Consider the following 14,042-nt stretch of genomic DNA (forward strand, 5'->3'; position numbering starts at 1 on the left):
TGTTTACCGGTGTGGCTTCCATTTATTGAAGAAGTTGTGCGGATTTTTGATACCTTGCAACGTCCTGAACTCATAGCCGCGTTTTTTCGCTTTCGCGTTGCGGATGATATAGTCGAGCGCGGTCGGGGTGATGGAGTGGTCGTGGGTCAAGATGATTGAGGCGATTCTCGCTTTGTAGTTCGCATCAAGCCGGGCGAACACTTGGTTTTGGACGCGGCGATTGTCTGACTTATACCGGTAGTCGAGACTGTCGATGTTCCAGTCCCACATTTGAAAGCCCGCTTTCGTCATCGCGCGCCGATGCGCCAACGTCATGTACGGATCGCTGCCGTATGGGGTGCGGACGATGTTTGACTTGACGCCTGTCACTTTGAAGACGAGCCTTTGGACGTCCTGCATCTCACGCACGGCCGTCGTCGGTGTCCGGTAAAATTTGTGCCGGTCGTGCGTCATCCCGTGAAGCGCGATGAGGTGACCTTCGGCGACGATTCGTCTGAGCATTTTCTCGTTGCCTTTGATGTTATTGCCGAGAATGAAAAACGTGGCTTTGACCTTATGCTTCTTCAACACGTCGAGCAATGCGCCGGTTTGACGGTGCGGCCCGTCGTCAAACGTCAAATAGATGAGGCTACGGTCGTTGTACGCTTTCGGTGTCGTGGCCTCTGCGTGTGACAAGGGACTGATCAAGAGAATGGCCAACACGAACAAAATCAAACGTTTTCTCATCATCATACACACCTTCCTGATGCAAATCGTTGGTGATTGACGGTGCCGGCATGATTGACGTTAGTCTTTACCCGATTCAAGATTACGAAACTACACATACGGACGACAAATATTTGGTTCATTCCGAGACACGAACAAGCCCTTCAATCGTGTGATTGAAGGGCTAATTTTCATTTCTGAACAGCTGAATGCATCGTCTCGTTAACCTAATAGGGGAGGTGGAGAAATCATTCATTCGGTTCCCACGGATTGAAAAAGTTATACGCGGGATGCACGCCTTCTAGCGTCCGAAACTCATAGTCGCGTTCTTTCGCATAGCGGATAATCGTATCGAGCGCTTGCGGTGTCATCGAGTGATCGTGTGCCAAGATGATCGAGGCGATATTCATTTCATAGTTCGCCTCGAGCCGATTGAACACACGTTGCTCGATTGGCGCGTTGTCTTTCTTATAGATGTGATCGAGACTGCCGACGTTCCAGTCCCAAATCTCGAAACCGGCCTCGTCCATCGCTTTCCAGTGCGCAGGCGTCATCCCGGCGTCACTACCATAAATCGTGCGGGCCATGTTTGTATGAATCCCCGTCATTTCGTAGATGAGGCGTTGCACGTCCTTCATTTGACGCACGGCCGTCATCGGCGACTCATAAAACTCCTCACGCACATGTGTCATCCCATGCAAGGCGATGAGATGGCCTTCGGCGACGATGCGTCGGATGAGGTGCTCATTCCCCTCGATATTCTTCCCGAGGATGAAGAAGGTGGCCTTCACCCGATGCTTCTTCAAGACGTCGAGCAGCGCTCCGGTCTTTCGGTTCGGCCCGTCATCGAGTGTCAAATAGATGAGGCTGCGGTCGTTATAGGCTTTCGGTTTCGGAATCGCCGCCTGTGACAGGGAGCTGATTAACAAAAAAATAGACATGAGCAAAATGACACGTTTCTTCATCCTATCAAAACTCCCTCGAGGCAACAAAACAGGTGACATGATATCGGTATGAAGCATAGATTACCATAAAAAGGAGTCAAAGATGAAGCGAAAAAATGCCCCTGAAATTGAAAATCAGGGACGGGGATGTGAATCGATTCATTTCGCTACATCAAGTGCATAAATCTGTTCGTCGTCCTCAGTCACAAGGTACTCAAAGTTCAACTTTTTTAAGAGGGCGATTGACGCCTCATTCGTTGCAAGTGCACAGGCTTTGATTGTCTCGGCCCCTTGGTCGGACAAATGACGAATCAATCCGGATGCGACCTCGGACGCATAGCCTTGGCGCGCGTGTCGGGGTGAAATCGTATAGCCGATCCAATACGTCGTCCCGTCTTGTTGCACATACAAATCGCCAATCAATTCATTCGTTTCCTGATTGATGATGGCGAGTTGCATGCCTTGAGTAATGGAAGGGTTGCCGAATAAAGAGCGTTCATATTCTTCGTAAGTCAATCCTTTGAAGGATTGGTGTTGCATCCATTCCAAGTCGTTGCGATATGTCATGAACGGTTCGATGTCATGTTGCTCGAACGGTCGGATGAGGCAGCGGGTTGTCATTAGTTTCACTAGATATTTTACCTCCTGTTAAGCGTATATTAAGTTTACACAGGATGCCGAGGAGAAGGTAGGGTGCTCCGATCGACGACTCCTGATTAAAACAAAAAATCCTTTGTTTGACAGGGATGACTTTTGGCTGATGCGCTTGGCTCGTCTTGGTCATATCAAACTGTACTCACGGTCCGCACGTCCGCAATAACTACAAGGTGAGCGGGGACGGCTGTTACGTCTTGGAGTGCCGATTCCCGTCGAACCAAGAACTGAACGCCTTTTTGGACGGGCTCAGCAAGTTCGTCAATTATAAGTTGTCGCTCGTCATTAACTGACGAAGGACCTGTGAATCGCTGTGATTCACAGGTCCTTTTTAATGTCTTCGTCCGGCGCGGATGATGAAGCGATATTCTTCACTCTTGAAATACGTTTCTGTGAACTCAAACCGACTGCCATCCATAAGAAACGAATAGAGTTCGACTTTGAGTACGGGCGTTCGTTCACTCACTCCGAGCATCTCGGCAATCTCTTTTGTCGGGAGCACCGGGATGAACTCTTGGACGCTGTCCGCAATCTTGAACTGTTTGACGTCTTCGATATAGGCGTACTTCGATTGCGACATCACTTCGTACGTCAAGTCGGGGAACAGCTTTAGCGGCAAGTATGTGTCCTCGACGATGAGCGGTTCGCCGTCTGCGAATCGTTGGCGCCTCACGTAGAAGACGAGCTCGCCATCTTCGAGTTCGAGTGCCTCTCGCACTTTCTCACTCGGTGGCTGCAACGTGAAGGTGAGTACTTTGTTCGTCACTTCTTTCCCTTCTCGTTTCATGTCTTCCGTGAAGCTTTTTAATTCGTACATGTTGTGTTCAATCTTTTCAGACTGGACGTATGTGCCGCTGCCCTGTCGTTTCCATAAGAGACCTTCCTCTTGGAGCAATTTGACCGCCTGCCGGACAGTCACTCGACTGACGCTGAACTCTTCGACGAGTTGAGCCTCGGTCGGAATCGCCTCACCGGGCGCCCACGTGCCGGACTCGATAAACGTGCGCATTTTGTGGGCGACTTGTTGGTAGAGCGGTGATTTTGCTTTCATGACTGACCCTCCGATTTCGACCTGAATTCATACTTCTAGTATACACAAAGCAAAACGTTTTCAAAAATATTGTTGACGTTTAAAATAATATGTATTAAATTTGTATTGTAATCAATAAAATATGTATTCGAAAGGGGAACGCACACATGAAACAAGGACAACGCCTCGTCGTCGTCGGTGGCGGCAGCACGTACACAATCGGTATGATTATGAGCTTGATCGAAGAGAAGGCTCACTTCCCACTACGTTCAATCACGTTTTACGATACGGATGGTGAGCGCCAGGAGCGTGTCGCCAAAGCGACTGAAATCATCTTGCGTGAGCATTACCCAGAGCTCGAGCTGTTCGAGTATACGACGGACAAAGAATACGCCTTACGCGACAAGGACTTCTTCTTCGTTCAAATTCGAACGGGCGGCCTGGAGATGCGCGAGAAAGATGAACAGATTCCGCTCCGTCACGGCGTGGTTGGACAAGAGACGTGTGGACCGGGTGGGATGTCGTACGGGATGCGGTCGATTGGGGACATGATTGATCTCGTCGCAGACATCCGCCAAGGCTCACCGGACGGTTGGATCTTAAATTATACGAACCCGGCCGCAATCGTCGCCGAGGCGTTGAAGCGTGCCTACCCGAATGACAAAAAGATTTTAAATATCTGTGACATGCCGGCCGCAATCATGGTGAGCTACGCGAAGATTCTTGGCAAAGAGATTTGGGATCTCGTGCCGGAATACTTCGGCCTCAACCACTTCGGTTGGTTCACAGGCATCTATGACAAAGAAGGCAACGAATTGACGGAAGACATCAAGCGCGCCATCTTAGAGGACGGGTTTATCCCAGAAGACTCAGAGATCGCAAACGACCCATCTTGGATCAAGACGTTCAAGCAAGTCGAGAAGATGCTCACCGACTTCCCGGAATACTTGCCGAACACGTACCTTCAGTATTATTTGTATCCGTCCGACATGGCGGAGAAGGAAGACGTGGAGAACACGCGGGCCCGTCAAGTCATCAACGGCCGCCAACAACGTGTCTTCTCGACGTGCGATCAAATCATCGCTGACGACTCGCTCGAGAACGTGCATCTTGAAGTCGACATCCACGGTTGCTACATGATTCGCGTCGCAGCGTCACTCGCTTACAACAATGGCGATATCTTCATCGTCATGGTGAAAAACGACGGCATCATCGCTAACTTGCCGGATGATGCGATGGTCGAAGTGCCGGCGATGCTCACGAACCGTGGACCGAAGCCGTTCGCTGTCGGACACATTCCTCGCTTCTATAAAGGGATGATTGAAGGACAGCTCGCCTACGAACAGCTCGTCGTCGATGCCTATTTCGAGAACAGCTATGAAAAGGCACTCCAGGCACTCACGCTCAACCGGACCGTCGTCGATGCGCCGGTCGCCCGTCAAATCCTTGACGATTTGATTAACGAGAACGAGAACTATTGGCCGGCCCTCAAATAACGGGAGACGGTCGCACGCTAAAGACGAAGGGGAGTTATTCCCCTTTGTTCGTTTTGTGAATTGATAACGCTTACACATGAGTAGTGAATCAAATGAGTCAATGGTTCGGGGTATTTCAAAAATTCGGGAAGGCGCTCATGGTGCCAGTCGCGCTCTTGCCGGCGGCCGGTATTTTACTTGGTCTCGGCGCGGCGCTAACAGGTCCGCTTGCAGAGAGTTGGACGTTTTTACAGAACGGGACGGTCGAAGCGATCAGTGCCGGGATGCTTCAAATCGGGTTGAGTATCTTCGCCAACCTGCCAATCATCTTTGCGATTGGCGTCGCGGTTGGTCTGTCCGACGGGTCGGGAATTGCGGCACTTGCCGCACTCGTCGGCTACGTCATCATGAACACGACGATCTCGATTGCCCTTGGGATCACACCGGAAATGGCGGCTGAGAGCGGGGAGTACGGCATGTTGCTCGGTATCCCGTCACTTGAGACGGGTGTGCTCGGTGGGATCGCGGTCGGCTTGCTTGCGGTCTGGGTGTATAAAAAATTCCACACGTTCAACCCGCCAGAGATGCTCGGCTTTTTCGCCGGAGATCGTTCGGTCGGTATCGTCATGGTATTCTTCTCCATCTTGCTCGGTTTCTTTATGATGCTCATTTGGCCGCCGATTCAGACCGGCCTCACGGCGATAGCGAACGTCATCGCGAGTGATGCGACGAATCCGGCTTACGTCGGGTTATACGGAATGCTCGAACGGTTATTGATTCCGACCGGATTACATCACATCTGGTACGCACCGTTCTTATGGACGTCACTTGGCGGCACGGCGACGGTTGGCGGTTCGATTGTGAGCGGGGACCAATATATTTTCCTCGCGCAAATCGCAGAAGGTGTCGACGTGACGGCCGGACGCTTTATGGCCGGCAAGTTCCCGATCATCATGTTCGGTCTTCTTGGAGCGGCGTTCGCCATGTACCGTCAGGCCGACCCGGACAAGCGTCCCGTCGTGCGTGGCCTCTTGCTCGCAGCGGCAGGGACGGCGTTCTTGACCGGGATCACCGAACCGATCGAGTTCACGTTCTTATTCATTGCACCACTTCTTTACGTCGTGCATAGTGTGTTGACAGGGGTGTCGTTTGCGCTCATGTACGCTCTTGACGCCCATATCGGCTGGGCCGGTGGCTCGGGATTGATTGACTATGTCTTGGTGAATGTGTTGCCAGGGACGCCGCGCTGGTGGATGAACCTCGTCGTTGGGGCCGGATTCTTCTTCGTCTATTACGGCATCTTCACGTTCGCGATTAAAAAATGGAACTTGGCGACGCCGGGCCGAGGGGGACAAGAGACGAAACTGTTTACCCGCAAAGACTACAATGAAAAGAAATCAGGAAAGACATCAATCCAAACGACGGCACTTGCCATTCAAGAGGCGCTCGGTGGCCGTGACAACATCATCGATATCGATGCCTGTTTCACACGTCTTCGTGTCGAATTGAAAGATGTGTCCCAAATCGATGAGGACGAGTTGAAGGCACTCGGGGCAGCCGGGGTCGTGAAAGTGAAAAATAACATCCAGGCCATCTTTGGAGGACGCTCGGATTTGTACAAGAATGAGTTGCTCAAACTGCATAAAGAGATGGACCAAGCGAATTGAAAAAAGAGCTCAACCGATTTACGGTTGGGCTCTTTGTCCGAGATAAAAAGGTTAGTTCGTAACCGACGAGGCACGATAAAATTGAGCGCCTTTGATGAGTATCGATGCGACGAGACCGATGGCGAGCGGCAGTGTGATGACGCCAATCCCTTGCTCGGTGAAGATCATGTTGCCTTCCTCATAATAGCCTTTCAAGTAGAACAGCCCTGAACCGATCGTCTCGTTCAGTTCGAGCGTCGAGACGTTAAGGTACACCATGATAGCGAACAATGAGATGACACTGATTGAGACAAATAATTTTGAAAACGATAGCTTGGTCATGCGAACGCTCCTTTACATGTAGCAATATGGACTCATATTACCATATAAAGACAATTCTTACATGAGGACAAAGCATCGATTTGATTAACGATACCGGTTCCATAACCGCTCCGCCTGCTCTCGCATCATCTCCCGCAGTTCAGTCGGCTCGACGACCTCGACTTCCGCCCCGGCCGCGAGCAATTGCCGCGACAAGAACGAAAGCTCTGCTTCCGGCACGTCCCACTCATTCTTTTCAGCGATATCGGGTAATACGTCTTCAAGCAGACGGCGGCCGAGCGGGGTGATGTTGAGCCGGACGGTCCCGCCGCTTCGGTCGTCACTCGCCTCGAGCAGCGTCGCCAAATCGTCCGCTTCGAACGTCTCATCGAGCAGGCGCAGCGCTTCAATCCGGTCAATCCGATATTGGCGTAGCCCGTATTCCGAGAGACCATACACATACCATTTCGAATCGAGGAGCGCCATCCCGACCGGGGCGACGGTGAACGTGCGGCTGCCTTTCGTCGTCGCGTACGTCACCTCAATGTTGCGTCGTTGCTCGACCGCTTGAAACACGTCTTTCGTGAACGGCGCCGGTGGGACGGTCTTATTCCCGAGCCAGAGGATGTTGTTTTCGAGCCGGGCGATTTTCGTCTCGAGGTCGTGCGGCAATTCGTTCACGTACCAATCGGACAGTGTATCCCGCATGTCACCGAACAGCACGTCTGGAATCTGTTCCATCCATTTGAGGGTGAGGTAGAGCGCGACCGCTTCCTGTTCTCGGAGCTGGAGCGGTGGCAAGAGCCGATTCGGCAACATCTCATAACCGCCACCCGTGCCGGGGACGCTCCAAATCGGATAGCCGAGTTCTTCGAGCGTCAACATGTCGCGCTGAATCGTCCGAACCGAGGCACCTGTCTCAAGAGCGAGTTCATCCGCCGTGAACCGGCGCCCGCGATTCAACAATCGAATCAAGTGCAGATGTCGCTTTTTCATCTTATCCATTCCCGTCATGTTTTGTCGTGTTTATCATGTAAGCTGAATGTATCACGAATCAAGGAGGAATTCATCATGGCAAAAGTCGTCTTATATATCGCGACAAGTTTGGATGGAAAGATTGCGCGCACGAACGACCAACTCGATTGGTTGTTCGCGGTCGAGGGGGAAGGGGACAACGGCTACGCGGACTTTTTCAAGACGGTCGGCGCGGTCATCATGGGACGGAAGACATACGAGGAAGTGCTCCGGCTCGAGGACAATCATTATCCGTACGCGAACATCCCGAACTATATTTTGACACGTAACCCGAACCGTGAAGCCGAGCACGTCACATTCACGGACGAGCCAATCGAACAGCTTATCGGACGGTTGAAGCAAGACATCGACGGAGATATTTGGATCGTCGGAGGAGGCGAAATCATCAAGGAAGCGATGGCGCACGACTTGATTGACAGCTATGAGATCGCCATCGCCCCGGTCGTATTAGGAGAGGGGATTCCGCTCTTCCCGGAAGGTACGAAAGAGACGAAGTTGAAACTGACGAGCCAACGCGCGTCGGGACAGTTCGTCATGGTGACGTACGAGAGATAAACGAAAAGCCGAGTTCGCGATGAACTCGGCCTTTTCCTATACATACTTCCGCTGGAACGCGGCAATCGCTTCATACTCTTCCGCGAGATGACGAGAGAGCCGGATATAAATCGGCAGCAGCTCCCGGTAAATCGTGGTCGCTTCATGATTTGGCGCATGTTCATGCGTCACTTGCGGCACGGCCGTGAAGTCGTCGATATCCCCGAACGCATACTCCCCGAGCATGACCGCACCTAAACACGAGCTCTCGTGGCTCTCCGGCACGACGACCGGCGTATCGAAAATGTCGGCCATCATCTGGCGCCACAAACTCGACTGGGCGAACCCGCCGGTCGCGTGAATCCGGTTCGGCGCGCCCGTCAACTCGTCGAGCGCCAACATGACCGTATACAAGTTGAAGATGACGCCTTCGAGTACTGCGCGGATGAAGTGCTCGCGCTTATGGTGGATACTCAACCCGAAGAACGAACCGCGTGCGTTCGAGTCCCAGAGCGGGGCCCGTTCACCCATCAAATACGGGTGGAACAATAGCCCGTCTGAGCCCGGCTTGACCGTCTCGGCGATGCGCGTCAACACGTCATACGCGTCCATCCCGAGCCGTTTCGCCGTCTCGACCTCGCTCGCCGCGAACTCGTCGCGGAGCCAGCGGAGGATGATGCCGCCGTTATTGACCGGTCCACCGATGACCCAATGTTTGTCGGTCAAGGCGTAACAGAAGATACGTCCTTTCGGGTCCTCGACCGGTTCCCGGACGACCGTGCGGATGGCACCGCTCGTCCCGATCGTGACGGCGACGACGCCTTGTTCGAACGCTCCAACCCCGAGGTTGGATAACACACCGTCACTCGCCCCAATGACGAGCGGGAAGTCCCAGCCAAGCGTTTCAACAACATCCGATTTAAGCGTTAAAATTTCGGTCGTCGGCACGAGCTCGGACAGTTGCTCGGGCGTGACTCCGGCGACGTCGAGCGCCTCCGGATCCCAGTCGCATTCTTTCAAATTGAACAGGCCCGTCGCCGAAGCGATCGAGTGGTCGATGACGAAGCGCCCGGTCAGGCGGTAGAAGACGTACTCTTTGATGGAAACGAATTTCACTGCCCGAGCGAACACGTCCGGATGCTCGGCTTTCAGCCAACGCAGCTTCGACAGCGGCGCCATCGGATGGACAGGTGTGCCAGTGCGCATATGGAGCGCACTCGCATTGAAGTCGCGTTTGATTTCTTGCGTATACGGGTTGGCCCGGCTGTCGGCCCACGTGATGCTGTGGGTGAGCGGGCGACCTGACGCATCGAGCGCAATCAGGCTGTGCATCGCCGAGCTAAAGGATGCGAAGCGGACCGGACCGTCGGCTTTGGCGCGGACGGCGGAAATCGCCTCGAGCACGGCCCCGTAGATGACGACCGGGTCTTGCTCGGCCGTCTCCGTGTTCGGGGTGAGAAGCGGGTACAACACGTTATGTACCGCGAGTTGTTGCTGGTTATGGAATAGGACGGCTTTCGTACTCGTCGTCCCGATATCGACGCCAATCGTGTACACACACATCACTTCCTAACTTAAATGATAAACAAGCTGATCAAGAAGACGACCGCGAAGCCGGTCAATCCGATAATCGTTTCCATGACGGTCCACGACTTGAGCGTGTCTTTCACGTCGAGCCCGAAGTAGCGGTTGACGAGCCAGAAACCTGAGTCGTTGACATGCGAGAGTACCGTCGCACCCGAGGCGATCGAGATAACGATGAGGCCGAGCGCGGCACCGGTGATATTTTGAAGTTCGAGAAGCGGCGTGATGAGTCCTGCCGCCGTGACCATCGAGACGGTCGCCGAACCTTGGGCGACACGGACGACGGCTGCAATCAAGAAGGCGAGCACAATCGCCGGGAGTGCTGAACCGGCCATCATTTCTCCGAGCACGTCACCGACACCTGAGTCGATCAATACTTGTTTGAACACACCACCGGCACCAGTGACAAGGATGATAATCCCGGCCGGTTCGAGCGCTTTCGTCGCAATCTCTTGCACCTCGTCACGCGTATAGCCGCGGCGTGTGCCGAGGAAGATGAAAGTGAACAGCGTCGCGAGCGTCAAGGCGACGAACGGGTGACCCATGAACGTGAAGAACGTGCGGATGCCGTTGCCTTCTTCAAGCAAGACGGCGGACAACGTGTTGGCGAGAATCAACACGAGCGGAATCGAGATGAGCGAGACGATCATCTTGAAGCTCGGCAGTTCTTTCGACGTATCAATCTCTTCGAACTCCATATAGTCCGGGATAGTGACGTGAATTTTCTTGGCGATATACTTCGCGAAGATCGGACCGGCGAGAATCGTTGCCGGAATCCCTGCGATGACCCCGAACAAGATGACCCATCCGAGCTCGGCCCCAATCAAGTTGGCAACGGCAATCGGACCCGGCGTCGGCGGGATGAAGCTGTGCGTGACGGCGAGACCCGCGAGGAGCGGAATCCCGTAGTACAAGAGCGAGCGGCCCGTCTTTTTGGCGAGGCCATAAACGATTGGAACGAGAATGATGAAGCCGACATCGAAGAAGACCGGGACGGCGACGATAAAGCCGGTGAGGGCGAGCGCCCATTGCGCCTTGTCCTCTCCAAACTTATTGACGAGCGTCTGGGCGAGGCGTTCCGCTCCACCCGATACTTCTAACATCTTCCCGAACATGGCCCCGAGACCGACGACGACGGCGACGAAGCCGAGCGTGCCGCCCATCCCGTTCTGGATTGAGGCGATGACGTCCCCGAGCGGCATACCGGCCGCGACCCCGACGAGTAAACTGACGAGGAGAAGTGAGACGAAGGCATGGAGCTTCGTCCGCATGACTAAAAATAAGAGCAAGAAAATCCCTGCGACTGCGATTAAAATGAGTGTCGAACCCGACATATGTATTTCCCCCTTTACCGTATGTGTAACCGTTTACAAATATTTACAAAGGAAAAGGCCACCCCTGACCTTTTCCTTGCCGTTATTTCTTGACGACCGCGTGGCCCCCGAACTCGTTGCGGAGCGCGGCGACGACTTTCCCTGAGAACGTATCGTCTTCGAGCGAGCGATAGCGCATCATGAGTGACATGGCGATGACCGGGGCCGCTGCCTGTAGCTCGAGCGCCGTCTCGACCGTCCATTTTCCTTCCCCTGAGGAATGCATGACGCCACGGATGTCGTCGAGCTTCGCGTCTTTCGAGAACGCGTTCTCGGTCAACTCCATCAACCATGAGCGGACGACCGAGCCGTGGTTCCAGACGCGGGCGACCTGTTCGTAATCGTAATCGAACGGGCTCTTCTCCAAAATGTCGAAACCTTCAGCAATCGCCTGCATCATGCCGTATTCGATGCCGTTGTGAATCATCTTCAAGAAGTGGCCGCTGCCGGCAGGTCCCGTATACAAGTAGCCGTTCTCGACCGAGAGGTCTTTGAAAATCGGCTCGATCGTCGGCCACGCATCGGCGTCACCACCGACCATCGTGCAGGCGCCGTTGCGGGCACCTTCCGTGCCGCCGCTCGTCCCGCAGTCGAAGAAGGCGATGCCTTTGGCGCTGAACTGTTCGGCGCGAGCGACCGACAGCTTGTAGTTCGAGTTGCCGCCGTCGATGACGATGTCACCCGGTTCGAGTTTTTCAAGCAGTTCTGCCAGTACGGCCTCAGTGATGTCACCGGCCGGCACCATCGCCCAGACGACGCGTGGTGTCTCGAGATTAGCAATGACGTCCTCGAGCGTCGGCACGATTTCAAACTTCGCTGTCGCCTCGACGTTCCCGGCGTCCGTCCCGACGACGTTGTGACCATGGTCGCTCAAGTTGAGCGCCAAGTTGTATCCCATCTTGCCTAATCCAATCAAACCGATTTGCATATCGTCACCTCTAAATCGAATTTTTTTCCATCTCTCCACTATAATATCAAATTAAATTCGATTTACAAGTCGAATGACGGAATTTTTTTCGAAGAACACAAAAAAGCGTCCCTACCTAACGAGTAGGCGGGACGAGAATCAGACACTTTTCTTATACGGATACAGGAATGAGTCGAGCTCTTCGGCCGGCATCGGCTTGTTGTAATAGTAGCCTTGCGCCTGGTTGCAATCCTCGGCCTTGAGGAAGGCGACTTGCGCTTTCGTCTCGACACCTTCAGCGATTACGTTCAACCCGAGCTCGTGTGCCATCCGAATGATCGTCTTGACGAGGGCGGCGTCCTTCGTGTCGGTCTCGATATTTTTTGTGAAGTGTTGGTCGATTTTCAACGTATCGATCGGGAACAGCTTCAAATAACTGAGCGACGAGTAGCCGGTGCCGAAATCGTCGATTGACAAGTGGACGCCGAGGGAGACGAGTTCCTCCATCGTCTCGATCGCACTTTGCGCGCTCTGGATGACGGTCTCTGTCAACTCGAGCTCGAGATATTCCGGTGCGAGCCCGGACGCCTCGAGCGCCTGGCTGACGATGTCCGGCAAATCTTTTTGCGCGAACTGGAGTGCCGAGATGTTGACGGCGACGCGGAACGGTTCGAAGCCGGCATCCTGCCACGCCTTGTTCTGCCGGCACGCCTCGTTCAAGACGTACTCGCCGAGACGATGAATGCTGCCGGTCTCCTCGGCGATTGGGATGAACTCGGCCGGGGAAATCATACCGAGCTCGGGGTGCGTCCAACGCACGAGCGCTTCGACACCGATGAGCACCTCGGTCTCGAGATGCACTTGCGGCTGATAATGAATCGTGAACTCGCCGCGGCCGATGCCTTTCCGGAGCGCCATCGCGAGCTGTGATTTGCGGGCGACGGACTCGTTCATCTCGGTCGTGAAGAATTGGAAGCCGTTCTTGCCGTCCTCTTTCGCCCGATACATGGCGATGTCGGCGTTTTTCAACAAGTCATCGGCCGTCCGCCCGTCGGACGGGTAGAGACTGATCCCAATCGACAGACTCGTGAACACGTCCTCACCCTCGAGCAGGAACGGTTGGTTCAACGCGTTCGTGATCTGTTGGGCACGGTGGGCGGCAAGGTTACTGCCAGTGTTCGGCGACAGGATGACGAATTCATCCCCGCCGAGACGGGCGAGCGTGTCGCTCTTATTGATCATCGTCAACAGCCGGTCGGTCACTTGGCGCAAGAAGACGTCACCTGACGAGTGGCCGAACCGGTCATTGATGACTTTGAAGTTATCGAGGTCAATGTAAAACAAGGAGAATGTCGACTCGCTGCCTTGCGCGAGCAAGGCGTCGAGCCGGTCGTTGAACAGGCGGCGGTTCGGAAGGCCGGTCAACGTGTCCAAATAGACGAGGTCGTTGATTTGTTCCTCGATTTGTTTCCGTTCACTGATATCGCGGATGATACTGCTGAAGAAGAGACCCTTCTCCGTCTCCCACGTGCCGAGTGACATCTCGAACGGGAACTCGGTGCCGTCTTTACGCAGTCCGACGAGCTCGACCGTGCGGCCGATGACGTTCGCCTCACGGGTCTGACGATAGCGTTTCATGCCTTGTTCGTGTGCGACTTTGAAGCGCTCGGGCATGATGAGCGTGATTGATTCCCCGAGCACCTCGCTTGCGGCATATCCGAACAGTCGCTCGGCCCCGTGGTTCCATTGCACGATGCGGCGTTTGTCGTCCGCGACGATGATGGCATCATTCGCCGACTCGATGACGGACTGGAACTTCGTTTCGAGTTCGATG

13 protein-coding genes and 1 pseudogene are annotated in these 14,042 nt (G+C 54.0%); 4 read left to right on the plus strand and 10 right to left on the minus strand.

Annotated features, from left to right (window positions below; genetic code table 11):
* Window positions 1–3: 3 nt before the first annotated feature.
* From KNP80_RS09765 to KNP80_RS09775, 3 genes are all read right to left on the minus strand, one after another.
* On the minus strand, window positions 4–726 hold the full coding sequence (locus KNP80_RS09765; protein ID WP_214834612.1) for a polysaccharide deacetylase family protein: 723 nt from the start codon (window positions 724–726) through the stop codon (window positions 4–6).
* A gap of 227 nt (window positions 727–953) precedes the next feature.
* The gene (locus KNP80_RS09770) at window positions 954–1,670 is read right to left on the minus strand and encodes a polysaccharide deacetylase family protein (RefSeq protein ID WP_214834614.1); all 717 of its coding nucleotides are present in this window, start codon (window positions 1,668–1,670) and stop codon (window positions 954–956) included.
* Between the two features lie 138 nt (window positions 1,671–1,808).
* Window positions 1,809–2,270 (minus strand): GNAT family N-acetyltransferase, encoded by a 462-nt coding sequence (locus KNP80_RS09775; protein ID WP_214834650.1) that lies wholly within the window; start codon window positions 2,268–2,270, stop codon window positions 1,809–1,811.
* Between the two features lie 188 nt (window positions 2,271–2,458).
* On the opposite strand from KNP80_RS09775, the pseudogene KNP80_RS09780 reads away from it, so the two are divergent.
* A pseudogene (locus KNP80_RS09780) lies at window positions 2,459–2,596 on the plus strand (Lrp/AsnC ligand binding domain-containing protein); the annotation flags it as partial.
* Between the two features lie 38 nt (window positions 2,597–2,634).
* Here KNP80_RS09780 and KNP80_RS09785 read toward each other — a convergent pair.
* On the minus strand, window positions 2,635–3,354 hold the full coding sequence (locus tag KNP80_RS09785) for a GntR family transcriptional regulator (protein WP_021066242.1): 720 nt from the start codon (window positions 3,352–3,354) through the stop codon (window positions 2,635–2,637).
* Window positions 3,355–3,500: 146 nt separating this feature from the next.
* Between KNP80_RS09785 and KNP80_RS09790 the strand changes: the two genes are divergently transcribed.
* Together KNP80_RS09790 and KNP80_RS09795 are read left to right on the plus strand one after the other, a co-directional pair.
* Entirely contained in the window at window positions 3,501–4,829 is a 1,329-nt protein-coding gene (locus KNP80_RS09790) for a 6-phospho-alpha-glucosidase (RefSeq protein ID WP_214834617.1), read from the plus strand.
* 92 nt (window positions 4,830–4,921) lie between these two features.
* On the plus strand, window positions 4,922–6,475 hold the full coding sequence (locus tag KNP80_RS09795) for a PTS transporter subunit EIIC (protein WP_214834619.1): 1,554 nt from the start codon (window positions 4,922–4,924) through the stop codon (window positions 6,473–6,475).
* Window positions 6,476–6,526: 51 nt separating this feature from the next.
* Here the strand turns inward: KNP80_RS09795 and KNP80_RS09800 are convergent, their stop codons facing one another.
* Both KNP80_RS09800 and KNP80_RS09805 read right to left on the minus strand, forming a co-directional pair.
* A complete protein-coding gene (locus KNP80_RS09800) occupies window positions 6,527–6,796 on the minus strand; it encodes a hypothetical protein (protein WP_214834621.1) in 270 nt (89 codons plus the stop codon).
* An 84-nt stretch (window positions 6,797–6,880) separates the two neighbouring features.
* A complete protein-coding gene (locus KNP80_RS09805; protein ID WP_214834623.1) occupies window positions 6,881–7,780 on the minus strand; it encodes a helix-turn-helix transcriptional regulator in 900 nt (299 codons plus the stop codon).
* 66 nt (window positions 7,781–7,846) lie between these two features.
* Between KNP80_RS09805 and KNP80_RS09810 the strand changes: the two genes are divergently transcribed.
* Entirely contained in the window at window positions 7,847–8,365 is a 519-nt protein-coding gene (locus tag KNP80_RS09810; protein WP_214834625.1) for a dihydrofolate reductase family protein, read from the plus strand.
* A gap of 36 nt (window positions 8,366–8,401) precedes the next feature.
* Here KNP80_RS09810 and gntK read toward each other — a convergent pair whose 3' ends face one another.
* The 4 genes from gntK to KNP80_RS15985 form a co-directional block, all read right to left on the minus strand.
* Window positions 8,402–9,901, minus strand: coding sequence for a gluconokinase (gene gntK, locus KNP80_RS09815; protein ID WP_483297739.1), 1,500 nt, complete (start codon window positions 9,899–9,901; stop codon window positions 8,402–8,404).
* Window positions 9,902–9,918: 17 nt separating this feature from the next.
* Window positions 9,919–11,262, minus strand: a complete 1,344-nt coding sequence (locus KNP80_RS09820; protein ID WP_214834629.1) for a GntT/GntP/DsdX family permease — start codon at window positions 11,260–11,262, stop codon at window positions 9,919–9,921.
* Window positions 11,263–11,344: 82 nt separating this feature from the next.
* On the minus strand, window positions 11,345–12,229 hold the full coding sequence (gene gnd, locus KNP80_RS09825; protein ID WP_214834631.1) for a phosphogluconate dehydrogenase (NAD(+)-dependent, decarboxylating): 885 nt from the start codon (window positions 12,227–12,229) through the stop codon (window positions 11,345–11,347).
* Between the two features lie 138 nt (window positions 12,230–12,367).
* The gene (locus tag KNP80_RS15985; RefSeq protein WP_353047993.1) at window positions 12,368–14,041 is read right to left on the minus strand and encodes a putative bifunctional diguanylate cyclase/phosphodiesterase; all 1,674 of its coding nucleotides are present in this window, start codon (window positions 14,039–14,041) and stop codon (window positions 12,368–12,370) included.
* Window position 14,042: the final 1 nt, after the last annotated feature.

The organism is Exiguobacterium sp. E4787 (assembly GCF_018618375.1).
In the GTDB taxonomy this organism is placed as follows: domain Bacteria; phylum Bacillota; class Bacilli; order Exiguobacteriales; family Exiguobacteriaceae; genus Exiguobacterium; species Exiguobacterium chiriqhucha.

Excerpts from the sequence above, each read along its gene's own strand:
- KNP80_RS09795 (WP_214834619.1), top strand. The coding sequence starts at position 4,922 with ATGAGTCAATGGTTCGGGGTATTTCAAAAATTCGGGAAGGCGCTCATG.
- KNP80_RS09820 (WP_214834629.1), bottom strand. The coding sequence starts at position 11,262 with ATGTCGGGTTCGACACTCATTTTAATCGCAGTCGCAGGGATTTTCTTG.
- KNP80_RS09765 (WP_214834612.1), bottom strand. The coding sequence starts at position 726 with ATGAGAAAACGTTTGATTTTGTTCGTGTTGGCCATTCTCTTGATCAGT.
- KNP80_RS09805 (WP_214834623.1), bottom strand. The coding sequence starts at position 7,780 with ATGGATAAGATGAAAAAGCGACATCTGCACTTGATTCGATTGTTGAAT.
- KNP80_RS09800 (WP_214834621.1), bottom strand. The coding sequence starts at position 6,796 with ATGACCAAGCTATCGTTTTCAAAATTATTTGTCTCAATCAGTGTCATC.
- KNP80_RS09790 (WP_214834617.1), top strand. The coding sequence starts at position 3,501 with ATGAAACAAGGACAACGCCTCGTCGTCGTCGGTGGCGGCAGCACGTAC.
- gnd (WP_214834631.1), bottom strand. The coding sequence starts at position 12,229 with ATGCAAATCGGTTTGATTGGATTAGGCAAGATGGGATACAACTTGGCG.
- KNP80_RS09810 (WP_214834625.1), top strand. The coding sequence starts at position 7,847 with ATGGCAAAAGTCGTCTTATATATCGCGACAAGTTTGGATGGAAAGATT.
- KNP80_RS09770 (WP_214834614.1), bottom strand. The coding sequence starts at position 1,670 with ATGAAGAAACGTGTCATTTTGCTCATGTCTATTTTTTTGTTAATCAGC.
- KNP80_RS09785 (WP_021066242.1), bottom strand. The coding sequence starts at position 3,354 with ATGAAAGCAAAATCACCGCTCTACCAACAAGTCGCCCACAAAATGCGC.
- KNP80_RS09775 (WP_214834650.1), bottom strand. The coding sequence starts at position 2,270 with ATGACAACCCGCTGCCTCATCCGACCGTTCGAGCAACATGACATCGAA.